Genomic DNA, 23,291 nt, shown 5'->3' with positions numbered 1-23,291 from the left:
CTCCCCCGGCGGTCCTCGTCACCCCTTCGTCACCCCTTCGTCACCCCTTCGTCACCCCCTCGTCACCCCCTCGTCACGTATCACCATGAAACAGCAATCGCATCACGGTGTCGTTATCGACGGTTTCACCGGAGAGCGTGCGGGCGAGCAACTCGCCGCCGACGACTGGCGGTGCAAAAATCATGTCCGGCTGCACGCGCTTGAGTTTGCTCAGGTGCTTGCTGTCGTTCACTGAGGCGATGGTGCGCACGGTCGGCGCGATCTCTTTCGAGGCGAGCACGATGAACGCATTTTCGGAATCGTCCGCCCGCAGTGCGAGCACGGCTTTGGCGTGCTCGATGCCCGCATGGGTCAGCACGGTGTTGTCGCTGGCGTCGCCGTGCATGACGTCCGCTTCTTCCGGGTAGGGGTTGTCCGCACCGCTCGCGATGATGACCGTCACCGGCCAGCCGCGCTTGGTGAGTTCATGGTGGACGTTGACGGCCAGCGGCGAGGCACCGGCCACGATGAAGTGGTTCTTTCGTATCACGTGCGTGAATCTCCCGGCGAGAATTTTCTTGAGGTTACCCCCGACGAGCGGGCCGATGACGACGGAGAGCGACGTCGCGAACACGCTGATCCCGAAGATGATGACCGACGCGGTGAACAGGCGCGCGTCGGTCGATACCGGCACGATATCGCCGTAGCCGACCGTCGTCATCGTGACGATGGCGAAGTAGAACGCCGTGGCGAGATCGCTGACATTCGGCTTGAACTCGCGCCCCAGATACATCGTGCCGAACGTCGCGTAGATCACCAGGGCGAACACGGCCACCAGCGTGTAGAGCGTGGCGGCGGCGAAGCTGGCCCGGTCGAATTCGCGCCAGTACCAGAGCAACAGTCCGAAGCAGACGAGCGAGAGAACGAACGTCAAGTCGAAGCGGATGTTGAGGTGGAAATTGATAGCGGCGGCAAGCGCGAGCATGACCAGCGTGAAAGCCCACGCGGTGCGCGCGCGAATCACGAGTCCGCAGGACAGTGCGACGAGCGCCGTGCCGACGAGCGCGCGGGGCAGATGCGAGAAGTCGATGCGCTCGATGGCGTTCAACCCGAACAGTAGCCGGGGCAGGTGCGTGGCTTCGATATGTTCGAGGGCGGAGAGGTCGCCGCGCACGAAGAGGTCGATGAGCAGCGAACCGGGCACGCGCAGCAATACGGAGGCAACGAGCAGCAGGCCGTCGATGCCGACGAGTCCTGCGATCAGCACGTGCCGGGGAATGAGCGACCCGAGAGGTGGCCGGTGCAGGGCACTACGCAGGGCGGGCAGGGGCGAGTGCAGTTTCACGAGATCGGCGCTATTGGCGGGATGTTGCGAGCAAGATAGGGTCACACTGGCGCACATGTCAACAGGTGTGCGGTGCCGCGGCCTTGTCGCTACGGGGCAGACACGGCACAATGCGGGTCTGGTACGGCTGCCGAGTGCGCCGTGTGTCGACGTTTGCCGAACTCATGCTGCCATGCCTTTCAATGTCCCCATATTCCTGACCTGGCTCCGGATCGTGCTGATCCCGCTGGTGGTCGGCGTCTACTATTTGCCGACGACGTGGTTGTCGTCCGTCGAGATGAACTGGGTGGCGTGCGCGGTGTTCGTGCTGGCGGCGCTAACCGACTGGTTTGACGGGTTTCTGGCACGCCGCTGGAACCAGACGTCGGCGTTCGGAGCGTTTCTGGACCCGGTGGCCGACAAGCTGATGGTGGCGGCGGCGCTACTGATGCTGTTACAAATGGGACGAATCAACGCGCTGGTGGCGCTCATCATCATCGGGCGGGAAATCACGATTTCGGCGCTGCGGGAGTGGATGGCGCAGATTGGCGCGTCGCGCAGCGTGGCGGTGCATCAGCTGGGCAAGATCAAGACGGCGGCGCAGATGGTGGCGATTCCGTTGTTGCTGTTCAACGGCACGGTGGCGTGGAATGGATTGCGTTTCGACTCGCGATTCTGGGGCACGTGGCTGATTTACGTGGCGGCGGTTCTCACGTTGTGGTCGATGCTGTATTATCTGCGCCGCGCGTGGCCGCAGATTCGTGAGCGTGGCGGCACACAGATGTGAGCGTAAGTCTCTGAATATGCGGGAAGTGCGCGGGATCTGTGCGGTGGAGGAGAAAAAACTTCACAAATTTTCAGTGCAGGTGCTTGACACTGAATCGTCGTTTAGACATAATCTCCTTCTCGCTGCTACGGCGTTAGCCCGGCAGCGAAGTTTTTAGAAGTCGATGGATTGGTAGTACGCATGACAATGCGGGAGTAGCTCAGTTGGTAGAGCGCAACCTTGCCAAGGTTGAGGTCGCGAGTTCGAGACTCGTCTCCCGCTCCAAATCCAGAGGGAAGCCTGACTTCCCTTTTTATTTGCCGAAAAGCCCACGGCGATCGATCCGACGGGCGCCCTCGATGGCAACAGCGAGTGGTTACAATGCGGCAGCATGTCTCGATGGCGGGATAGCAAAATGGTTATGCAGCGGCCTGCAAAGCCGTTTACGTCGGTTCGATTCCGTCTCCCGCCTCCAAAATTCAAAAGCCCTGACTTGTCAGGGCTTTTTCTTTTTCTGCGTCGGTTTTCTCGTCTGTAAGCATCCTCGCTGCGCAATAAGGCTGAGCGCAGCCCGGCTTCACAACACCATCGCACGCATAATCCGGCCGGTCGCCTCATCGGCCGGGTAGAACGCTTCGAGCGCCATCTCGGCGAGCGTCACATCCACCGGGGTGCCGAATACCGTGGTCGTGCTGAAGAACGACAGCAGACCCTCGTTTGCGTGCAATTGCATAGGCACGAAAATGTTCGCCGTGGGCGGTACCGCCGGTGTTGGCCCGCGCTCTGCCACGGGATACGCCTTCAGCTCCTCGTACAACTCGCTCAGCGTCGTATCGCCGCTCGCGTGAATCTGTTGACGCAGGCGATGCAGCAGATGCGCACGCCATTCCGGCAGATTGGCGATACGCGGCGCGAGACCGTCTGGGTGCAACGATAGACGCAGCACATTCACAGCACCGCTCAGCAACGAAGGATCGACGCCCGCGAGCAGTGGCATCACCGCGCGATTTGCCGCGAGCAGCGTCCAATGTCGGTCGACGGCCAGTGCCGGATACGGCTCGTGACCATCGAGCACGCGCTGGACGGCTTCTCTGGCGACGGTCATGTCGGGGCCGTCGAACGCACGAGCCTCGAAGCGGGGCGCGAAGCCCGCCGCGACTAGCAGGGCATTGCGCTCACGCAGTGGAATGTCGAGCGCTTGCGCGAGATGCAGGAGCATCTCGCGGCTGGGTTGCGCGCGGCCGGTCTCCACAAAGCTCAAATGGCGGGTGGAAATCTCGGCTTCCAGCGCGAGATCGAGCTGGCTCATGCGTCGACGCTGACGCCAGTCGCGCAACAGGGTTCCGATAGCAGGTGTCGTCATGATGCGGAGTGTGGCGCGGTTAGAGGACGAGCAGCCATTACCTCGCAGGTAATCGACGGTGCGTCGCGCAATCGGGAAGATTATAGCCAGCGGGACACGATGTCTCGTCATCCTGAGCAACGCTGCCATGCGCGCGTTGTCGGGATCGGACCCACTCCAATGGAGGTCATCATGATGTCATCCCGTCAGTCCTCGCTTGAGGCTTCTAGCCGCCATTCGCTTCATTCCTCCTCCCGCGCTTCGATGCTTGCTCGCGTCATGCTCACTGACGCGCTGGTGAGCGGTGCCGTCGGACTCTTGCAGGTACTCGCCGCAACGTCACTGGCAGAGCTGCTGGATCTGCCGGCCGTCGGGCTGCGCATCACGGGCCTTGTCCTGCTTGTCTACGGGGCTGCGCTCGTCTGGATGGTGCGACGCACCGCGTTACCCGCTGGAGCCGCGTGGGCGGTCATCGGCATCAACGTGATCTGGGCACTCGATTGTGCCTTGTTGCTGGCATCGGACTGGATCGCGCCCAACGGTCTAGGCGTGGCCTTCATCTGTGTGCAGATCGTCACTGTGCTGGTGTTCGCCGAACTGACGTTCATAGGACTTCGCCGCCGTCGGCTGGTGTCGGTCTGATGGGTGGGGTGCCCCCGCGACGGCAAGAGTTCACTGATATTCGATAACGGCGGGGGTAGTCGGCGTTACTATCGTCAGAATTGATCCAGACTTCAGAAATCGACGACAGACATGACCGCGAAGAAACTGTTCTACTACCCCAGTAACGCCAGCATGGCCCCTCATATCGTTCTGGAGGAAATCGGCCAGCCATTCGAACTTGTGCTGGTAGATCGTAAGCACAATGAACACAAGTCAGCCGAATATCTGCGCCTGAATCCCAACGGATTGATTCCGGTGCTGGCCGATGGCGACATGGTGTTGTACGAGACAGCCGCTATCTGCCTGCATCTGGCAGATACATCGCCTGAAAGCGATTTGGCACCCAAGCTGGCAACGCCGGAACGGGCCGAGTTTTACAAGTGGCTCATGTGGCTGACGAATACGCTTCAGTCGACATTGATTGTCTATTTCTACCCGGAGCGTTGGGTGGACGTCGGCAACGTGGCGGGCGTTGATCAGGTGCGGGCGCATGCCGAATCGAAGATCGGCGCTTTGCTTGAACAGTTGGAGCAACAGCTTCAGTCGAGCGGCGGCCCTTGGTTGCTGGGCGACGAATACTCGATCCTCGATCCGTACGCGTTCATGCTCTGTCGTTGGACAAGAGGCTTCACGCAACCGGCACGCGAGCGGGCGCTGCTCGGTCAGTATTTGCAGCGGATGCTTGCACGACCTGCAGTTCAACGTATGTTGAAGACGGAAGGGCTCGCCGCGCCCTTCGTGTGAAGCATCGGATCGTGTAGCTGTTTGCATCCATTCCAGCCTCGATTTCCAGAAATTCAAAGCCCTGACTTGTCAGGGCTTTTTCTTTTTCTGCACCGCGTCCTGTCCATCCCGCTTCCTTCATCCTCGTTAGCCGTATGCGGAGGCGGGGGGGCGGGCGAACCAAGCTCATTCGGGAAAATGCACGGCGCTGCCTTCGTCGGCGTCACCTAATATTGTTTCGGCAGGCAGCATACGTCCATAACTAAACGATCAACAGGAGTACGGAAATCTCGTAAATTGATAAGGAGTACTTATTTTGAACCACGGAGCCCAATTAAATCAGTCGAAGCGAGCGAGTGATCAAGTCGCCGTTGTCGGAATCGGATGTCGGTATCCCGGCGCGCAAGGGGTTAAAGAGTTCTGGGAAAACATTCTTGCCAAGCGACAGCAGTTCAGGCCGATTCCGGCGTGTCGGCTTTCGAAGCAAGGCTACTTTTCATCGGACCGAAGGGCAGAGGATCAAACCTACGCCTGGCAGGCAGCCGTAATCGACGGATATGCATTCGATTGGCAGGCGCGCCGCATTCCTAAAAGTACATTCGAGTCCACTGACATTGCGCACTGGTTGGCGCTCGATACCGCGATCAGCATGCTTGAGGATGCTGGCTATGTGGGCGGCGAGCGATTACCCCGGGAATCTACCCGGGTGATCGTAGGCAATACCCTGACAGGCGAGACGACGCGTGCCTACGACCTGCGCTTGCGTTGGCCGTACGTGTTGTCTTGCGTGCGAAAGGCGTTGGCATCTTCCGGTTGGAACGCCGACACGACCATCTCGTTCGAAAATCGTCTCAAAGAGATTTACAAGCGTTCATTTCCGGAAGCCAACGAAGACTCCCTGGCCGGAGGGCTTTCCAACACCATTGCCGGACGTATAGCCAACTACCTGGACCTCAATGGGGGCTGCTATACGATAGACGGTGCCTGCTCGTCCTCCCTATTGGCAATTCACGCAGCGGCGACCTGTCTGATCGCAGGGCAGTGCGATTTTGTGATCGCAGGTGGTGTCGACATCAGTCTCGACCCATTCGAACTGGTCGGCTTCGCAAAGGCAGGTGCGCTCACACCGACACAAATGCGCGTCTATGACGATCGCGGCAACGGGTTTATTCCAGGAGAAGGGAGCGGCTTCGTCGGATTGAAACGCCTGAGTGACGCGATTGAGAGTCATGACAAGATCTATGCAGTGCTCGACGGTTGGGGGATGTCGTCCGATGGTCGAGGGGGGATCATTGCACCGAGCGCACGGGGTCAGCACCTGTCGCAGGCGCACGCCTATCGCTTAGCCCGTGTTTCACCGGAAGCGCTTGATTTTGTAGAGGGGCACGGCACCGGCACTGCCGTAGGCGATAGGGCTGAATTGAATGCCCTCGGCATGACGCTTTCCTCGTCGGACGACGCACACGTTTGTGGCATTACGTCACTCAAGTCCATCGTAGGTCATACCAAAGCAGCTGCGGGGATTGGTGCATTCATCAAGAGCGTGATCGCAGTCAATCAACGTGTCTTGCCCCCGACGGCAGGGTGCGATGAGCCGCATCAGGCGTTTTCCAGCAGTGCACGTGCTTTGTTCCCAGCGATACGCGGCCGGGCATTTTGCGAAGCAGATGTGTTACGGGCCGGTGTCTCGGCGATGGGATTTGGCGGCGTCAACGTGCACGTTACGCTTAGATCCTACGTTTCCCCGCCGGCCTCGCATCTGCGTAGCGACCTGGAGAATCGCAGTGCGATGGCGAGTTGGCAGGACAGCGAAGTCTTCCCTTTGACGGCATCGTCTTCCACGGAACTTAGACACCGCGTGGCGAACCTTCGACGTGATGTCGAAGGAATCAGTCTGGCCGAACTTTCCGATCTGGCCGCGCACTGCGCGCGAAATGTCGATCTATCAGCCCCATGGCGTGCTGCAATCGTCTCGGCGTCGCCGGAGCAATTGTCCGAAAGACTGGCGCGGCTCGATACGGCACTCATCGATGCCAATTCTGTAAGTCCTGTCTCGGATCGCGAGCACGAGTTCACGTTCGGGCGCGTGACCGAATCGCCTCGGGTCGGCTTGTTGTTCCCGGGGCAGGGTGCCCAACGACTGGGCATGGCAGGCGCGCTGATGGAGCGCTATCGTTGGGCGCGCCGGAGCGCGGAGCAAGCCGAACAATGGGCGGCCAGGTATGGCGCGCCAAGCATTCTGAAGACAATGCACCCGGAGCTGGACCGGTTTCCCCATCAGGCGGAACGCGAGTCGCTCATGAACACGCTGCAACGCACCGAATGGGCGCAACCATCTATTGTGCTGGCGTCTCTGATCTGGCTGCAAATGCTGACGCGATTGGGAATTCGGCCCAACTGCGTCGCGGGGCACAGCCTCGGAGAGCTGGTCGCATTCCATGCGGCAGGGGCGTACGGCATGCAGACCGCCGTCGAATTGGCCGCTGTGCGAGGGCGCGAGATGGCGGCAGGTACCGGTGCCGCAGGAGCGATGCTTAGCCTCGCATGTACCCGCCTTCAGGCTCAACGCCTCATCGGCGAGGCAAAAACGTCCGGTTATGCCGTATTGGCCAACATCAACAGTGAGCGCCAGATGGTTGTGTCGGGGGAGATTGCTGCCATTGACGTCATTGAAAAGGCTGCCATCTCGGTCGGTACAGCCGCAGTTCGATTGCCCGTCAGTCACGCATTTCACTCGAAACTTGTCGAACACGCCGCCGATGCCGTAGGCAAGTGCGCACCGATCGCTCGCGACTGCGACGCGCTGACCTGCGTGTTGATTTCGAGTATCGATGGTCTGGAACTATCGCCGCAAGTTGAGCTGAAAGAGCATTTTGCTCGCCAAATCGTCAGTCCCGTCGACTTTGTGCAAACGCTGAACTCACTGGCAAGGCATGTCGACGTCGTGCTTGAAGTCGGACCGGGAAACGTTCTCACGAATTTGTCGCGTAACGTTACTGGCACAAGGGACTTGCCATGCTTTCCGGTGGAGAGCAAGTCGGAAACTTGGCGCGACATCAACTGGGCGCTTGCCAACCTGCACGTACTGGGTTCTCCCATCGTCTGGCGGGAGTTGCACGCAGAGCGAGTTATCCGGCCGTTTATTCCTGCGCGCAGTCGCGTGTTCATCGCGAATCCTTGCGAGTGCTTGGCCGGGGAGACGTTGCCGTCATGCGTGCCCGGTGATCAGATCGTTTCGCCGCCCGAGATTGCAACTTCCGATACAGCTCGCGAAGCCGAAAAAACGTCAGCTAAAGATGTCGCATTCGATTCTGAATCGCTGACGCCTGCCGCTGACGTTTCCGCATGGCCGGTCCTTCGACGCTTGTCTGCACAGATTACAGGTTTTGCCGAGGCGGCCATTGTCCGCGAGTCTCGCCCGCTCGACGACCTGAATATGGATTCGATCAAGACGGCTAATCTTATCTCACGTGCAAGCGAAGCCGTGGGTATTGCTCCGGGAACACTCGACGCGGTCGCACTTTCTGCGAAGCGGCTTGGCGAGATCGCTGACGCGATGACGAGTGTCAAAGGATGTGCGAGGGCTCCCGCTGAGGAACGCTCGGTAATGAGCGTGTTGCTCGACGAGGTTTCTCGGGTCACAGGATTCGACAAGTCGCGCCTGACCCCGGATGCTCGCTTGCTGGACGATCTCAATCTCGATTCCATCAAAGCTGCGGCATTGCTCGCTGGCATCATGCGCGTTACCGGGGTCGAAGGGGGCGGCGAACTTGTCAGGCTCGCCAACGCGACGCTGCAAGAAATTGCCGCACACGTATCCGGGTTGGCCGAGCGCGTTGTTGATCCCTCTACCGCGCCCGACCTCCCTGTGCAAACCGTTACGCCAACCCAGGCGAACGACACCGAATCACCCAAGTGGGTGCGCGCTTATGAAATGATCTGTGTTCCGGCAACTGCGCCCGAAGTCTCGGAGAGAGGGGACGGTGTGCGCTCGCGCGTTATGGCGATCGATCCGGTCGGTACGATGCGCCCGACCCTCATGGAGGCGTTGGCGTCGGTGGGCGTGAAGGTATTTGACGGGTTGAGCGTTAGCGTCGAACGAGTCGAGCACGCCGTGATCGTACTACCTCGCCGCGCGCGAAGCGCTCCCGCCCCGAGGCGCGATTACATCAAGTCGATTGTCGAGCCGCTGCATAGTTCAGTCGATTTTCTGACGCGAATGAGATGCGAACGCGTCACTTTCGTGCAATTCGAGCTGGGTCAGTTGTTCGGATTGCCGTCGCACGGCGGCGAATCCCCGTCGCCAGAGACGTCCTGCGCTCAGGCTTTCGCGTCCAGTCTTCGTATGGAGCGCCCGGAGCTGAGCGTCCACATTCTGGATTTTCCATCTGTCGTGCCTGATGAAGTCGTTGTGCAACGCATTTTGGAAAGTGCGTCGGACGCGTCCAGGTACCGGTTCTCGCTTCATGATGAGGCGGGGCAGCCATACGCTTTGACGCCTCGCGTTCTCGACATCGCCTCACTGCCGGATCGGACGCTGACATGGTCGTCCAAAGACGTCCTGCTGGCGACTGGGGGAGCGAAAGGGATTACTGCTGAGCTGGCGCTGGCTTTTGCCAGGCAAACCAATGCGACCGTAGTGCTGGTCGGAAAGAGCCCGGCGAATAACGCAGAGGTTCGCGCTACCGTGGCCAGATACGTTCAGGAGAATCTCCGCGTCGCCTACTTCGCTTGCGATTTATGCGACGCCGGAGGCGTTGCGGACCTCGTCAGAAGCATCGATGGACAGTTTGGCTCCGTGACGGCTGTGATACACGGCGCTGGCGTCAATGTCCCGAGGCGTATCGAACAGGCCAGTGTCGATGACGCCACTCAGGAAGTCGCTCCCAAGTTGCAGTCAGCGCTTTCCCTCGCTCACGCACTCGGGGATCACCCCCTCAAGCTCGTGGTTGGACTTGGCTCTGTTATCGGTGTAACAGGGATGCCCGGGAATGCGTGGTACGGATTCGCAAATCAGGCGATGGACGTGGTGCTGAACAATCTTGCCGTTCAGCGACCCGAGGTATCGACGCTCACCATCGATTTCAGTGTTTGGTCCGATGTTGGCATGGGGGCGAGGATGGGAAGCGACGTGCGTCTCTCGAAGACCGGCGTCGGCGCCATACCGAAAAATATCGGAGTCGAAAGCTTTCTCGGCCTGATCTTGCGCTTGCCGCCGGCGAAGCGAATCGTCGTCGCCGGCAGCCTCTCCGGACTCGAGACCTGGCAGGCGATGCTACCTGATCCTGTGGTGAATGGCCGCTTCGTCGAACGCGTAATTCGTTATCAGCCGGGAGTGGAGATCGTCTGCCGCCCGGATCTTTCCCTGGCTCACGACGCCTATTTGAAGGACCATGAGTATCACGGAGCTCTCTTGTTTCCTACGGTCTTCGGACTTGAGGCAATGGCGGCGTGCGCACACTCTGTGCTCGGTATTTCGGCATCCGCGGGATGGACGGGATTCAGATTCGAGAACGTTGTGCTTGAGCGGCCGGTGATCGCGAGTCCGACGGGCAACACCCGCATCGAAATACGCGCACTGGTGAGACAGAAGCAATCGAGCGAGGAACCTCTGCGGGTCGATGTCGTCATCGCGGCCGAACAGACTGGGTATCGACCGCGTCACTTTTCTTGCGAAGTCGTGTTCGAGAACGACCGGCAGACACCGGATGAAATGACGTGGCCTGAGGATACGATTTCAAACCTTTCGCCGAGCGACTTGTACGGCCGACAGTTGTTTCAGGGACCACAATTTCAGCGCATCAAGGCCCTCCATATGATGGACTGGTCTGGGGCGCGGGTCAGCGTCGAGACCCGAGATTCCGAGCGGGCGTCGTCGTTTATCACTGGCGATCCGTATTTCCGCGATGGCTTGCTACAAACCTCTCTGCTCGTGATTCAGGGGGATTTCTTGCCCGCGCACATCGAGCGCATTGAGCGCTTCGGCCTGATCTCCGACGAACGGACGTCTTACCTGGTCAGAAACGACGTGACATCGCGTACGGACGATTCCGTGGTATCGAACGTCGTGGCAGTGTCGGCGGACGGCCGTGTTGTCGAGAAAATCACCGGCTATCGAATTCAACGAATATCTGGCGACGAGCGAAATCCGACGCCTCTGGACTGGGTCGACCCCAGTTGCCGCGACAGCGGGATTCTCCATCGTGCTTTGCGTGTCGCTTCCGAGGCACTCACGTGTGAATCGCCACAAGTCCTGCTGCGTTACACACCTGAATTGCAGGGGGCGCAACGCTCGAAACGCCATGCGGAGGAACGTCCTCAACTGGCTGCCGTGATCGAGGCGGCGCTGACCGCCAGGCAAGTGAATTTTTCCGCCGAAGACACCACCGTTTCATGGGACGACAATGGCAGGCCCTATCTAACTGGAGCGATTGGAGAGCGCTTCGGTGTATCGCTTGCGCATGACACATCACATTGCTTGTGTGTGTGCGGAGCATGGATTCAAGGGTGTGACGTCGAAGAGATAACGTGTCGAGATGAGTCCATGTGGCGTCGAATTCTAGGAGACGTTTCGTTCGGATTGATGCCAGGTTTACGCCGCGACGGCGACACCCTGGACGAGGCCGGCACACGTTTGTGGTGTGCGATGGAAGCTGCCGTCAAGTCCTTGGGGAAAACAGATATCCAACTCGCGCTGACGCAACGGTCCGGCGATGCCGTCATGTTGCGCGGCGAAGGCGCGGGCGGGGCGCGAGGGGTGAACGTCCTCACTTTGCCCTGCGAGTTGACGCGGCATCCGAAGAAAATGTTCGCATTTGTCGTGAATCGTGGTGGCGTGCAGAGCGAGCCTGCCGGTCGGGTGCCTGGTGTCGCCTTGTCCTGTGCAACATCTGCGCAAAGTTCGGGGCCGGAGCATTCTGAGTCTCAGCAGCCCACCTTCATTACGAAAACTCGGTTCCGCGCGGCATTCAAGGATACATGGCCACCTGTGCTCACATTAAGCTCGGGAACGATCGCCGAATGGATGGGACGGCTTAGAGAGGAGCATGCCGTTGATTTCGGGCGGCAGATTCTGGACAAGTTCGATACCGGTGTGTTCGGCATGGCCACCAATCATTCCAGCGTCGAGTCGATTGCACGACCGGATACCACTGATCTCGTAGAGGGCCGATTTTGGTTTACCCGCCAATATGGCCGCGGTGATTCGACACTTGATCAAAATCTCGAGTGGCACCGGATCGACGCGGCGGGGAACAGCACGTTGATCGCCCGCGCAAAGATGACGACGTCATCGACGACAATAGTGAGCCATGGCGTGATAGAGCCGGTGAACCTGCCCGCGTTCTATGGTGACTGGCTTGCGCCGCGTCTTGCCGGTTTGCGCGATTGGCTGGAATCACATCCGTCCATCGATACGCCGCATCCCTCGTTTGAATGGAGTACGGCGGCCTCGTATGTGGCATGCTTGGCCCCCGCGTTGGAGTCGATACTCTGCCGGAAGATCTTTGAGACGTCACTCAGCAGCGGAAATTTGGTCGGGAACGTGTACTTCGCCCACTACTACCGTTGGCAGGATCTCATCGCTGAGCAGTATTTCCGGTCGATCTCGTCCGAAATGCCACATCCTTCTGCTGCCAGAGAGGGGTTCCATTGCTGTTCGGCTTCCGTGGACCATTTGCGTGAAGCCATGCCGTTCGACAGGATCGAAGTTGTCATGGCGCTTCAGGCGTTGCACGCCGACGGGCTCGAACTGCGCTTCGAGCACTATCGTCTTGGCGATGGTGACGAGCGAATCAAGTTGGCAGCGGGTTCTGCTCGGTACGTTTGGACACATCGTACACCTGCCGGAATCGCGATCTGCGCACAGCCATTGCCGCGTGTGCTGTTCGACGCGCTTAAGGCAGCATGCAGCTCGTTTCGAAACGAATCCTGTTTGCCGAAGACGGATGCTCACCCCCTCGCTTGATCGTCTACCGATCCGGTCATGTGGCAGTGGTCTTCAGGAGACGATCTCGCGCGATTTCGATGCTGTTGTGTCAGTCCACCCGCTGCCAGACGGAGATCGGCGTATCGCCGTTTGGCCGCGGCCTCACGCGGTAGCTCAGCACGCCTTCCTTGAGTTCGTAGTTGCGCTTTTGCTGTTCTCCCTCCCAGTTGGGAAACGAAGCGTTATGGATGTGGAACGTCAGCGTGCCGTCGGCCGGATCGATGCTGATCGTGCCCGTGTGTGTGCTGGAGCCCATGACTGCCGCCTTGTACTCGGCGGGCGTTCCCGCGCTCTTGTCTCCCGACGCGAACTTAGGCCGTTCCGCCTTGAAGATTTGCAGCGAGTAGTTTCCCTTCGCGTCGATGACAAGCAGGCCCTTGGGCGCCGCGCCATAGTCGCGTGCGCGAGAGCCGTCCGGATGCAGGACGTCAGCCGCGACCAACGTCCACGTGCCCGCGAGTGACGGCGCAACCGTCGGCGTCGCGGCGTGTGAGCCCGTCGTCAATATCGTGCACACTGAGAAGACCGCGCCGAGCATGCCGCGCTTGAGCATCGTCTGACCGTTCATAAGGTGATTTCTCCGTGACCGGAAGGAGGTAAGAGGGATGGCCGGGGAGGGCGCGCGCAGATCGTGCGAGACACGCGGATCGACCCGGCACAGTCACCGATGATAGCCAGATGAACGATGCAGTAAATGCGATAATTCGGCATCGATGCTTCAGAGAAACTGAATAATGGCGATCCCGAATCTCGACATGGATGCCCTGCGGACATTCCTCGCGACCCAGCATCTGGGCAGTCTGAATCGCGCGGCAGAACGCGTCGGACGTTCGCAATCGGCCGTCAGTCAACAGATGCGCAAGCTCGAAGAGCAGGTCGGCGAGTCGCTGTTTCGTCGACAAGGACGAGGTCTGGTGCTCACCGATGCGGGCGAACTGATCCTCTCCTATGCGCACCGCATCCTCGATCTCAACGACGAAGCCGTTCGTGCGGTTCGCGGGGCGTCGGTCGAAGGCGCGGTGCGCTTTGGTCTGCCAGGCGACTTCGCCGAAACGTGGTTACCGGCGGCGCTTGGGCAATTCAAGAAGACGCATCCGGGCGTGCGCGTGGAAGTGGCCGTCGAACGCAACGGCGTGTTGCTTGAACGGCTGGACCGAGGGGAACTCGACCTCGTGCTTGTGATGGGCAACGAAAGCCGGTCCGATGCCGAACCGCTCTCAACGTTGCCGATGACGTGGATCGGACCTGTCGGCGTCGACGTTGCCCTAACCCCGGGGCTTCCTCTGGAGCTCGCGCTTTACAACCCGCCGTGCTTCTTCCGTCGTGCGGGCATCGAGGCGCTCGATGTCGCAGGCATTTCGTGGCGGCTGGCCTACACGACGGCGAGTCTTCAGAGTCTTTGGTCGGGGGTCGCCGCAGGGCTAGGCATCACATTGAGAACGGCGGCCGGTCTGCCGCCGTCGCTAAAACGGCTCGGCGCAAAAGAGGGCCTGCCGCCGCTGCCGTCGGTTGCCCTCTGCCTGCATACGGGCCATCGGGACACGCCACCCGCATTGGCGCAGCTCAAGCGCGTGGTAACGGAATGTGCGGGCGCGAACCTCGCTGCAGCATAGTTTCTGCGGGACGCAAGTATACCGGTGCCGTATTGCCGCTTCGTGACGTTCGTCAGCGAATTGACGACGCCACGCGCGAACGCATTGCAAAAGCGGGATAAACGGGTAAGCAAGCGAATGAACTAGCGAATCGCGTGCCGAATCCTCAACGCTTAGGCTAGCGCTATCCGATTCATCACAAACGTCTGACGCGTTTCAAACCCCATGCGCTTGTAAAGCGCGATAGCCGCTTCGTTGTCATCCTTCACATGAAGGAATGGGGTATCGCCGCGTGCTTTGATTTGTTGGCGAAGGATGTTCATCAGGCGGCCCGCCAGCCATTTGCCGCGGTGACGCTCATCCACACACACCGCGCTGATTTCCACATAACCGTCCAGACGCATGCGCTCGCCCGCCATCGCAATCAGTTCGCCGTCTGCACGAATCCCGATGTAGTTGCCCATCTCGATCGTGCGCTTGCCGAACGGCCCGGGACGTGTTCGCTCCGTGAGCGCGATCATCTCTGGTACGTCGCTCACACCGAGTTGTACAACGCCTTCGTCGTTAAGCGCGCCGACATTGCCTGCATCCACCATCTGAATCACGGAAAACACGTGATCGTGATGAATGCCGTCCATCGGCGGCAATGCTTCCAGCGACGGCAGAAACACAAAGCCACCTCGCGAAATGATCGACGCCAGCGCATGAATTGCCGCCTGCGTCGTATTCGCCACGCCAGCAAACGGCGCCACATCGGCTTCGTATCGACGTGCCAATTCAGTCCCTTGCGCGAGTGCGGATTGCTGCGTCACCAGCGCATTCCACGTCGGGTTGTCGAGACGGCAATGATTCGGATATTCCATGTTCGTTTTCCTTGCTGATGCCTTGATGTCGATTTACACCGCGTGTCCGAGAATCGCCGTGGCGAACGAGACCGTCGCGCCGAAACCCACAAGAAATGCCAGCGTGCGCACGACCGGAATGCCGGCGACATAAACGACGTAATGCACGATGCGTGCGATCAGATACAGCTTCGCCGTGAAAACCGTGGCGGGTGTCGAAATTCCGACCAGTGCGGCAATCAACACGAGCGGCGCAAAGACGGCGAGGTTTTCTACCGCATTGGCATGCGCGCGTTTGGCGCGTTGCATCCATGCGGGCGTGGCGGCCCCGGGCGTCTGTCCGGCAACTTCCGGCACAGGATTAGCCATCGCGCGAATGGGTCCGCGCAGTACGATCCCAGCCAGAATGTAGGGAATCCACATGGCCGCCGTCAGCAATGCCACGAGGGCGAGGTAATACAGTTCCGGCGTGAGCTTCATGGTGCCCCCTTGTTGGAAGTCGTTGAATATGAGGCGATTCTAGACTTCGGGGGGCGACAGGAATATAGTCGCAAATGACAATATTTGAGTCATTTACGACATGAAGATTTGCGTTTTTGCACTGGACGGCGCGTTCGACACCGGCCTGACTGCGATCCTCGATACGCTCTGCACGGCCAACGAACTCGCGATGCTGCGCGGGGCCGATGTTTTGCCGTTCGACGTGAGCGTTGTCGGCACGAAGTCGCGCATCAAAACGGCACTGGGGATGACGATGGCCGTCGAACCGGCGCGTGACGTCGAACACTCGTCCCAGTTGCCCGACTGGGTGGTCGTCCCCGCGCTGAACGCCAAGTTGCCGGACATCCTCGTGCCTGCGTTAGCGCGACGTGACGTCGAAGACGCCAAGTCGTATATGCGCACGTGGCGCGAGCAGGGCGTCGGCATCGCGGCGGCCTGTATCGGCACATTCGTGGTGGCCGACAGCGGCTTGCTCGACGGGGAGGAAGCGACAACCACGTGGTCGCTTGCACCGTTGTTCCGCGAGCGATATCCGACGGTGAAGCTGAGCGATTCGCGAATGGTCGTGGAGTCGAACGGGCTGGTGACGGCCGGTGCGGCGATGGGGCATCTCGACCTTGCGCTGTGGTTCGTGCGGCAGGCCAGCCCTGAGCTAGCGTCGCACGTCGCGCGGTTCCTGCTGATCGACAACCGCTCGTCGCAGGCGCAGTACATCATCCCGGACTTCCTCGCGCATGCCGATCCGCTCGTCGAACGCTTCGAGCGATGGGCGCGCGAGCACATGTCGCAGGGTTTCTCGCTGGAGAGCGCCGCGCAGGCGTTGCATGTGCACGTGCGGACGTTGCAACGTCGCACGGAGCAGGTGCTCGGCAAGTCGCCACTGGCGTTCTTTCAGGACCTGCGCATTCAGCGCGCGAGACAACTGGTGTCGAACGGCTGCGATCTCGACACCGTCGCGACGCAGGTTGGCTATGCGGATGCCTCCACCCTGCGCAACCTGCTCAGACGCAAACTCGGTCGCACCGTGAAGGAGCTTCGCAGCGATTGACGCTCAGAATCCGATCTGTTTGAGAAATTCGTTGACCGGACCCGACCACATCTTGCCGCCGTAGGTGAGCAGCATGTGACCGTCGTGCCCAGCGATATCCTCCGTGTGGACGAACTTCGCCGGACTGCCCGACGCAGCGAACGCGTCGAACCATTGTTTCGGTGCGTCCGGTCCCCAATACTGGTCGTTGTGCGCGTACAGCCAGAGCCCCGGGATCTTCGTCGTCTTGCCGAATTCGCCGTAGACCGTCTTCATCTGCTCGGGATCGCAACTGTGTTGCGGCGACAACTCGGGCGACCCGCCTGCGCCGCCGGAGAAGTTGATGTAACCGACGACGCCCGGCGGATTCGTCGCCACCGTGGAGACGGTCGTGAAGCCGCCGACCGAGCGGCCCTCCAGCACCACACGATGCTTGTCCGCCCAGGGTTGCGCCTGGACCCACTTCAACGCCGCGAGGTTCGCTTCGGCCGTGACCTTCGCGAGCTTCTCGAAGTCGGGACGTCGCACGCATTGGCCGTTCTTGAACGACGAACCGGAGTTCTCCCGATCCGGCCCGCCCGTCAGTCCATAGCCGACACGAATCGGCGCGACGATGGCGAACCCCCGCGCCAGCCAGAACCGTACGTGACCCTTGAGAATCGGGGCGTCGAGCTTCGCACGAACTAGCGGATCGCCTGCGCGTCCGTGCTCGAAGATCAGTACGGGGAACGGGCCGTTGCCCGCCGGTTTGTAGACTTCCGTGTGCATGGCGATGTCGCCGCCGAAGGTATTCGCCCCGGGCACGACGATGCCGACGATTTCAGGCTTGACGTCCGTCTGCGACGGGGCGGCGCTCGCAGGCGGTGTCGAGTTGTCGTCCGTCGCCGCGAACGACGTCGGCATCGAGACGAGAAGTGCCGTCAGCGCAATGGCGCAGAGCGAGCCGGTGCGCTTGAGCGCGCATGCAGCGAAGCGTGTCATATGAGGGACGATCGTGTTGTATGAGCGAGGTGGGCTTGCAAACCGACGCTATCGTACTTCGCACTGTGTGACAGCGGCACTCATTCTAACGGCTGAGGATGTTGCTTCAGTCGACGGCTTCGATGCCGTCGTCGTCGGCGTTCGCCACGTCGACGATCTCCGTCGAATCCGTCGCGAAATAGCGGCCAGGTGTGGTGTCGAAGGTGCGTCTGAACAGCGCGATGAAGGCGCTGGCGTTGTCGTACCCGAGGTCCAGCGCGACGGCCCCGACCGGTTGCCCGGCGGCGAGCAGTTCCAGCCCGCGCAACAGACGCGCGCGCTGACGCCACGCCGTGAACGTCAGCCCCGTCTCCTCAACGAAGCGGCGGCTCACCGTACGCGTCGACGTGCTGGCCCAGTTGGCCCATGCGTCGAGCGAGCGGTCGTTGGCCGGATCGTCGATGAGGGCGGCGGCGATGCGTCGCAGGCGAGGGTGGCTTGGCATCGGGAGACGGAAGGCGTCGGCGGGGCTGACGGCGATCTCGTCCAGTATCACGTGCATGATGCTCAATTGCGCCCGATCCGGCTCGCCCAGCGCCCACTGTGCGGCACGCGCCACCGCCTCGCGCAGAAGTCCGGACACCGCGATCGCGCGCGGCTGATCCGGCAACCCGGCGCATTGATCCGGACGCACATACACCGCCCAGCCATTGAACGGGCCATGCGAGAAGGCCGCATGCGGGCAGTGCGGCGGTACCCAGACGGCACGCGACGTCGGCACGACCCACGTGCCGAGATTGGTGCGAACGGAGATCAGGCCGCTGAACAGCCCGAGCAACTGTCCCGACGCGTGTTGGTGCGTCTGCGAGACACGCGGCACACTTTCCCGACCGACGAGCGCAATCAGCGGCGGGTCCTGCGCGTCCATAATCTGTACGCGCGCCATTTTCGGCTTCAGGTGGTCGGGAAATTCCATGGCGTCATTTCGCTATTGAATGGCTTGGATAGTCTATCAGCGCCATCAGGCAACGCGATAAGCTCGGCACATGTTTTTGAAGGAGCATCGCCATGTCGTTGCCAATCTATCCCGTCGGTTCGCGTGACGCCGTGCAGTCGCCTGCGTCTTCGGCATCCCCCGATCCCGCTCGTGTCGATCTAGATGCCCTGTACGATCCGCCGTCCGAGGGGATCGTCAAAGGCGTGATGTCGCGCCTGTTGCCGTTCCACACGGCTTATCTCGATGTCGCGACGTTCTTCTGCGTGGCCACCGGCAATGCGCAAGGGCTCGACGCCTCGCCGCGCGGCGGCGCACCGGGCTTCGTCAAAGTACTCGACGAGAAGACTGTCGTCTTCGCGGACTGGCCCGGCAATAACCGTATCGCCTCGCTGCGCAATCTGACCGAAGACGACCGCATCGGCATGTTGTTCCTGTTCCCGGGGCTGGAAGTCTTTATGCGTATCAACGGTCATGCGCGCATTGCCGTCGACCCGATGTTGCTCGCGCAACTGAAGGAAGGTGAGCGTACGCCGAAGACAGCCATCGTCGTGAGCATCGACGAAGTGCTGTTTCACTGTGGCAAGGCGATCAATCGCGCGAAGCTCTGGTGTGCCGAGTCGCAACTCGACCGCAAGGCCGTACCGTCGATGGGAGATATGAAGGCGGCGCTCACGGGGATGGACCCTGCCCGCGCCAGCGAGATCGATGCGGGGTACTACCGCGCGGTGCGCGGCGACCTTTATTGACGACCGGTGTGCCGGTCTTGTGCCATAGCGCTTAGTTCTGGGTGCCAGCCGACTCTTGCGCGCGGCGCAGACGCTCGCGGCTGTTCGTGAGGTGCGTGCGCATGGCGGCGCGTGCGGCTTCCGGATCGCGACGCGAAATCGCGTTGTAGATGTCTTCGTGTTCGCGATTCACGCGATTGAGATACGACACCTGATCGTCGTCGGCCAGCGCTGCCGAGTTCACGCGCGTACGCGGAATGATCGTGTTGCCGAGTTGTTCGAGGATGTCGTGGAAATAGCGGTTGCCGGTCGCGCTCGCCACTTGCAGGTGGAAGGCGACGTCGGCCGTCACGGCGTTGCCGGTGCGCTGACGCACGTGCATCTCGAAGTCGTCCAGCGCCTGACGCATCGCCTTGAGTTGTCCGTCCGTGCGACGGTTTGCCGCCAGACCTGCCGCTTCCGTTTCGAGCGAGATGCGCAGCTCCAGAATCGCCATCACGTCGAGCATCGTCAGAATGCTGTTCGTGTCGACTTGCAGCGCATTCTCGCGCGGGGCTTCGAGCACGAAGGTGCCGATGCCGTGACGCGTCTCGACCAGCTGTGCCGCTTGCAGCCGCGAAATCGCTTCGCGCACCACCGTGCGGCTCACGCCCAGACTTTCCATGATGGCCGACTCGGTCGGCAGCTTGTCGCCCGGACGGAACGTGCCGGCGCGAATCTGCTCGGACAAGGCGCTCACCACCTCCTCCGTGAGGCTGCGAGACTTGCGGCGAGGACGTGCGGGCAACGGGCTGGTCATGGACATGGCGTCGGTTGGAATTGTGGGTGACGATAAATGGCAAAAACGCCCCCAGTTTACCTTATCGACCGTCGCATACATACGACAACCGATAAGAATCGACCGCCAACGCCACAGCCCAGACGTTACCGGGCGCTGGCGGCCGAAAAGACTGCTTTGTGCGACTTCTCGCGACCACTCTCAAGCACTTGCTGCCATCCGGACCGGCACGCGCACAGCGTCGGTCCGGACGGCGTTACCCCTTAGGCACGGGCATCAGAAATCGACGCGGATCCCCAGCATGCCGACGAACTGCGAGCTCGTCGCCGACGGCGTGCTGTTCTGCGAGTCGCCGACCACCGGACCCGCGTTGATGATGCTCACGCCGTTCGCCGAGATCGACTTACCGTTGGCGTGTTGCCACGCTTCGAGCGCATACAGCGACGTGCGCTTCGAGAGCGAGTACACCTGCGCAAGCGACACCTGATGGTAAGTCGCGGCGTCGGTGATGCCGTTGGCCTTGGAGGCAGCCGTGTAGCTATACGCTGCCGCCAGACGCCACTGCGGCGCGACGATCCACGACGCGTGCACGCCCGCCGTATTGAAGATCGCGCTGTCGTGGAAGAGCGACGCGGCGCCCGGCTTGTACTGCACGTTGCTGTAACTCGCACCCAGCGTCAGACTGCCGAGCGTGTAGATACCGGCCACCGCAATGTGTTGCAGCGAGTCGGCGGTAACGTAGCCCTGATTGACGGCCGACGTGCCCGGCACCCCGGTAGACGAGCTGTTCCAGGTCGTGCCGCCGCCGATGTTGTTCATCCGCAGGTAGCCCGCCGCCAACGACACCGGACCGCCGTCGTAACGCAACGCACCGGAGAACGTGTTGCCCTTGCCCATCGCACCGGCCTGACCGCCGAAGCCGTATTGAACGCTGGCCGTCACGCCCCACAGCACCGGCGACGTGTACGTCACCGAGTTGTTGATGCGGATGGTCGTGTCGAGGCCGTCGATATCGCCCGGGTGCGCACCGGTCGCACCCGTGACATAAGCGACGGGACCGATCGTGCCGACCATCAGGTAATACGGCGAGTACTGACGGCCGATGGTGACAGTGCCCGCTTGTGCGTTCTTCACGCCGACGAACGCCTGACGGTTGAACATCACGCCCGACGAACTGAATGCGCCGCTGTTCACGTCAAAGCCGTTTTCCAGTTGGAAGAGTGCGCTGGTGCCCCCGCCCAGATCTTCCGTGCCGCGCAGGCCCCAGCGGCTGCCCGCGAGGTTGCCGTTGCGCAGATAGGTGTTCGACTTGCCGTTCTGGTTGCTGCTGTAGGTCAGTGCATCGTCGACGATCCCGTACAGCGTCACGTTCGACTGTGCGAACGCCGGCATTGCACCGGCGGCGAGACCGGCCAATACGAGCCCGGCAAACAGTTTCGAATGTCTCACGACTTCTCCTCTTGTGATGTGTTTTCTTGGACTTCGCGTACTTCGTTTTTATGTGAAGCGGGTGCTGCTTTTGTGGTGCTGCCGTGGTGTTCTGTCGGGTGAGTGCTGGCCTGAATGAACGCGCAAAAGCGCGCTTAAAAACGCGGTGCTTTGCCGCTCCAGTCGGGCCGGTATTTGCGCATCTGCACCGCGTCGTTGCGCGTGCGCAGGCCGCAGCGCAGGTATTGCTCGTGGAGCTTGGCCAGTTGGTCCTGATCGATTTCGAGTCCGAGTCCGGGCGCCTTCGTGATGGCGACCGCGCCGTTGCGAATCGCGATCTTGCCGCCACGCACGACTTCCTCGTCGGCTTCCTGCCACGGGTAGTGCGTGTCGCAGGCGTAGGACAGGCGCGGCACGCTCGCCGCCAGATGCGTCATCGCCATCAGGCTGATGCCGAGGTGCGAGTTCGAGTGCATCGACAGGCCGATGTCGAACGTCTCGCACATACGCGCGAGCAGCTGTGTGTCGCGCAGTCCGCCCCAGTAGTGGTGATCGGAGAGGATGATTTGCGCGCCGTTCAGGCGCACGTTCTCGCGGAACTGCCGCAGATCGGTGACGACCATGTTCGTCGCGAGCGGCATGCCCGTCGCACGATGCAGTTCCGCCATGCCTTCGAGCGTGGGCGTGGGGTCTTCGTAGTATTCGAGATCGCCCGCCAGTTCGCGTCCCATCGCAATCGCCGTCGGGAGCGACCAGTTGCCGTTCGGATCGATACGCAGCGGCTTGTCGGGGAAGGCGCGCTTGAGGGCCTTCAGGCATTTCACTTCTTCGGCCGGTTCCAGCACCCCGGCCTTGAGCTTGATACTGCCGAACCCGTACGTGTCGATCATGAAGCGTGCCTGAGCGACGAGCTGCTCGGCGTTCAGCGTCTCGCCCCAGCTATCCGGCGCGTACGGCGAATCGATGTGCTGCGCGTACTTGAAGAACAGATACGCGCTGTACTGCACTTCCTGACGCACGGCGCCGCCGAGCAGCTCGACGAGCGGTATCCCCAGATGCCGCGCCTGCAAATCCAGAAACGGAACTTCGAACGCGGAGTAGAGCTTCTCAGTGTCCTTGCGCGGGTCGGTGCCCGGCGCGAGTTCGTATTCCACGCGCTCGCCACGAACGCCCTGACGCACCACAGCGGCGACCCGTTCGCGCAGCCCATTCGTGTCGAACGGGTCCATGCCGATCAGCAGCGGACGTGCGTTTTCGAGCAGGGCGAGCACTGGCGCATCGCCATAGGTTTCGCCTAGTCCGACATGCCCGTTATCCGTTTCGATTTCGATGATCGAGCGCAGGGCATACGGTTCGTGAATACCCGCCGCGTTGAGTAGCGGCGGGTCGCGAAAGGCAATCGGGGTGATCGTGATGCGCTGAATTTTCACGGCAACTTTTCCTTGGTCTCCACCGGGAACGGGGTGTCGGCGGCGACGTCTATCTCGCGGTTTGTGTAACTTTTACGTCATCGTATGACTGGCCGTAATTTAGGTGACGCACTGCCCGTGTCTCTATCGGTGAAATCCCTGACAAAATGCTCAGCGTCCTGATGAAATCAGGGATTAAACCCCGTATAAACAAGGATTTCTCGATTTATAAGGGAAACCTCTGGGGT

The 23,291-nt window shown here is 60.8% G+C and carries 17 protein-coding genes and 2 tRNA genes; 9 read left to right on the top strand and 10 right to left on the bottom strand.

The features are described 5' to 3' along the window. Positions 1-73: 73 nt before the first annotated feature. Entirely contained in the window at positions 74-1,324 is a 1,251-nt protein-coding gene (gene kch, locus PCO31010_RS12145) for a voltage-gated potassium channel protein (protein WP_246184568.1), read from the bottom strand. Positions 1,325-1,496: 172 nt separating this feature from the next. Here kch and pgsA point away from each other — a divergent pair, with 172 nt between their 5' ends. The 3 genes from pgsA (at position 1,497) to PCO31010_RS12130 (ending at position 2,544) form a co-directional block, all read left to right on the top strand. After that, the gene (pgsA, locus tag PCO31010_RS12140; protein ID WP_150664481.1) at positions 1,497-2,090 is read left to right on the top strand and encodes a CDP-diacylglycerol--glycerol-3-phosphate 3-phosphatidyltransferase; all 594 of its coding nucleotides are present in this window, start codon (positions 1,497-1,499) and stop codon (positions 2,088-2,090) included. 188 nt (positions 2,091-2,278) lie between these two features. Then, positions 2,279-2,354, top strand: a tRNA-Gly gene (locus PCO31010_RS12135). A 116-nt stretch (positions 2,355-2,470) separates the two neighbouring features. Further along, positions 2,471-2,544, top strand: a tRNA-Cys gene (locus tag PCO31010_RS12130). Between the two features lie 102 nt (positions 2,545-2,646). On the opposite strand, the gene PCO31010_RS12125 is transcribed toward PCO31010_RS12130, so the two are convergent. Beyond that, positions 2,647-3,432, bottom strand: coding sequence for a helix-turn-helix domain-containing protein (locus tag PCO31010_RS12125; protein WP_150664480.1), 786 nt, complete (start codon positions 3,430-3,432; stop codon positions 2,647-2,649). A gap of 171 nt (positions 3,433-3,603) precedes the next feature. Between PCO31010_RS12125 and PCO31010_RS12120 the strand changes: the two genes are divergently transcribed. From PCO31010_RS12120 to PCO31010_RS12110, 3 genes are all read left to right on the top strand, one after another. Continuing rightward, positions 3,604-4,053, top strand: a complete 450-nt coding sequence (locus tag PCO31010_RS12120) for a hypothetical protein (RefSeq protein WP_217426157.1) — start codon at positions 3,604-3,606, stop codon at positions 4,051-4,053. Between the two features lie 111 nt (positions 4,054-4,164). Further along, positions 4,165-4,818: a glutathione S-transferase family protein gene (locus PCO31010_RS12115; RefSeq protein WP_150664479.1), complete on the top strand. Its 654-nt coding sequence runs from the start codon at positions 4,165-4,167 to the stop codon at positions 4,816-4,818. Between the two features lie 295 nt (positions 4,819-5,113). Next, complete coding sequence (locus PCO31010_RS12110; protein ID WP_150664478.1) at positions 5,114-12,763, top strand: type I polyketide synthase; 7,650 nt, start codon at positions 5,114-5,116, stop codon at positions 12,761-12,763. A gap of 70 nt (positions 12,764-12,833) precedes the next feature. Here the strand turns inward: PCO31010_RS12110 and PCO31010_RS12105 are convergent, their stop codons facing one another. After that, positions 12,834-13,352, bottom strand: a complete 519-nt coding sequence (locus tag PCO31010_RS12105) for a lipocalin-like domain-containing protein (protein ID WP_150664477.1) — start codon at positions 13,350-13,352, stop codon at positions 12,834-12,836. 166 nt (positions 13,353-13,518) lie between these two features. On the opposite strand from PCO31010_RS12105, the gene PCO31010_RS12100 reads away from it, so the two are divergent. Then, positions 13,519-14,397: a LysR substrate-binding domain-containing protein gene (locus PCO31010_RS12100; RefSeq protein WP_150664476.1), complete on the top strand. Its 879-nt coding sequence runs from the start codon at positions 13,519-13,521 to the stop codon at positions 14,395-14,397. Positions 14,398-14,549: 152 nt separating this feature from the next. Here PCO31010_RS12100 and PCO31010_RS12095 read toward each other — a convergent pair whose 3' ends face one another. Beyond that, positions 14,550-15,239 carry a GNAT family N-acetyltransferase gene (locus PCO31010_RS12095; protein ID WP_150664475.1) on the bottom strand — a complete coding sequence of 230 codons (690 nt, stop codon included), beginning with the start codon at positions 15,237-15,239 and terminating at the stop codon, positions 14,550-14,552. A 33-nt stretch (positions 15,240-15,272) separates the two neighbouring features. Further along, positions 15,273-15,698, bottom strand: coding sequence for an MAPEG family protein (locus tag PCO31010_RS12090; protein ID WP_150664474.1), 426 nt, complete (start codon positions 15,696-15,698; stop codon positions 15,273-15,275). 100 nt (positions 15,699-15,798) lie between these two features. On the opposite strand from PCO31010_RS12090, the gene PCO31010_RS12085 reads away from it, so the two are divergent. Next, a complete protein-coding gene (locus PCO31010_RS12085) occupies positions 15,799-16,767 on the top strand; it encodes a GlxA family transcriptional regulator (protein ID WP_150664473.1) in 969 nt (322 codons plus the stop codon). Between the two features lie 3 nt (positions 16,768-16,770). Here the strand turns inward: PCO31010_RS12085 and PCO31010_RS12080 are convergent, their stop codons facing one another. Then, on the bottom strand, positions 16,771-17,727 hold the full coding sequence (locus tag PCO31010_RS12080) for an alpha/beta hydrolase family protein (protein WP_246184567.1): 957 nt from the start codon (positions 17,725-17,727) through the stop codon (positions 16,771-16,773). 106 nt (positions 17,728-17,833) lie between these two features. Further along, the gene (locus PCO31010_RS12075) at positions 17,834-18,682 is read right to left on the bottom strand and encodes an AraC family transcriptional regulator (protein WP_343039170.1); all 849 of its coding nucleotides are present in this window, start codon (positions 18,680-18,682) and stop codon (positions 17,834-17,836) included. Positions 18,683-18,774: 92 nt separating this feature from the next. Between PCO31010_RS12075 and PCO31010_RS12070 the strand changes: the two genes are divergently transcribed. Next, the gene (locus PCO31010_RS12070; protein WP_150664472.1) at positions 18,775-19,449 is read left to right on the top strand and encodes a pyridoxamine 5'-phosphate oxidase family protein; all 675 of its coding nucleotides are present in this window, start codon (positions 18,775-18,777) and stop codon (positions 19,447-19,449) included. A gap of 31 nt (positions 19,450-19,480) precedes the next feature. Here the strand turns inward: PCO31010_RS12070 and PCO31010_RS12065 are convergent, their stop codons facing one another. From PCO31010_RS12065 to PCO31010_RS12055, 3 genes are all read right to left on the bottom strand, one after another. Beyond that, positions 19,481-20,227, bottom strand: coding sequence for a FadR/GntR family transcriptional regulator (locus tag PCO31010_RS12065; RefSeq protein ID WP_150664471.1), 747 nt, complete (start codon positions 20,225-20,227; stop codon positions 19,481-19,483). 255 nt (positions 20,228-20,482) lie between these two features. Beyond that, entirely contained in the window at positions 20,483-21,655 is a 1,173-nt protein-coding gene (locus tag PCO31010_RS12060; RefSeq protein ID WP_281357730.1) for a porin, read from the bottom strand. A gap of 134 nt (positions 21,656-21,789) precedes the next feature. Next, positions 21,790-23,064 carry a glucarate dehydratase family protein gene (locus tag PCO31010_RS12055; RefSeq protein ID WP_150664470.1) on the bottom strand — a complete coding sequence of 425 codons (1,275 nt, stop codon included), beginning with the start codon at positions 23,062-23,064 and terminating at the stop codon, positions 21,790-21,792. Between the last annotated feature and the right edge of the window lie 227 nt (positions 23,065-23,291).

Source organism: Pandoraea commovens (assembly GCF_902459615.1).
Classification (GTDB): Bacteria; Pseudomonadota; Gammaproteobacteria; order Burkholderiales; family Burkholderiaceae; genus Pandoraea; species Pandoraea commovens.
This window is presented reverse-complemented; position numbering and strand designations above follow the sequence as displayed.

Excerpts from the sequence above, each read along its gene's own strand:
- PCO31010_RS12070 (WP_150664472.1), top strand. The coding sequence starts at position 18,775 with ATGTCGTTGCCAATCTATCCCGTCGGTTCGCGTGACGCCGTGCAGTCG.
- PCO31010_RS12080 (WP_246184567.1), bottom strand. The coding sequence starts at position 17,727 with ATGACACGCTTCGCTGCATGCGCGCTCAAGCGCACCGGCTCGCTCTGC.
- PCO31010_RS12090 (WP_150664474.1), bottom strand. The coding sequence starts at position 15,698 with ATGAAGCTCACGCCGGAACTGTATTACCTCGCCCTCGTGGCATTGCTG.
- PCO31010_RS12115 (WP_150664479.1), top strand. The coding sequence starts at position 4,165 with ATGACCGCGAAGAAACTGTTCTACTACCCCAGTAACGCCAGCATGGCC.
- PCO31010_RS12075 (WP_343039170.1), bottom strand. The coding sequence starts at position 18,682 with ATGGAATTTCCCGACCACCTGAAGCCGAAAATGGCGCGCGTACAGATT.
- PCO31010_RS12095 (WP_150664475.1), bottom strand. The coding sequence starts at position 15,239 with ATGGAATATCCGAATCATTGCCGTCTCGACAACCCGACGTGGAATGCG.
- PCO31010_RS12085 (WP_150664473.1), top strand. The coding sequence starts at position 15,799 with ATGAAGATTTGCGTTTTTGCACTGGACGGCGCGTTCGACACCGGCCTG.
- pgsA (WP_150664481.1), top strand. The coding sequence starts at position 1,497 with ATGCCTTTCAATGTCCCCATATTCCTGACCTGGCTCCGGATCGTGCTG.
- PCO31010_RS12120 (WP_217426157.1), top strand. The coding sequence starts at position 3,604 with ATGATGTCATCCCGTCAGTCCTCGCTTGAGGCTTCTAGCCGCCATTCG.
- PCO31010_RS12105 (WP_150664477.1), bottom strand. The coding sequence starts at position 13,352 with ATGAACGGTCAGACGATGCTCAAGCGCGGCATGCTCGGCGCGGTCTTC.
- PCO31010_RS12100 (WP_150664476.1), top strand. The coding sequence starts at position 13,519 with ATGGCGATCCCGAATCTCGACATGGATGCCCTGCGGACATTCCTCGCG.
- PCO31010_RS12125 (WP_150664480.1), bottom strand. The coding sequence starts at position 3,432 with ATGACGACACCTGCTATCGGAACCCTGTTGCGCGACTGGCGTCAGCGT.
- PCO31010_RS12065 (WP_150664471.1), bottom strand. The coding sequence starts at position 20,227 with ATGACCAGCCCGTTGCCCGCACGTCCTCGCCGCAAGTCTCGCAGCCTC.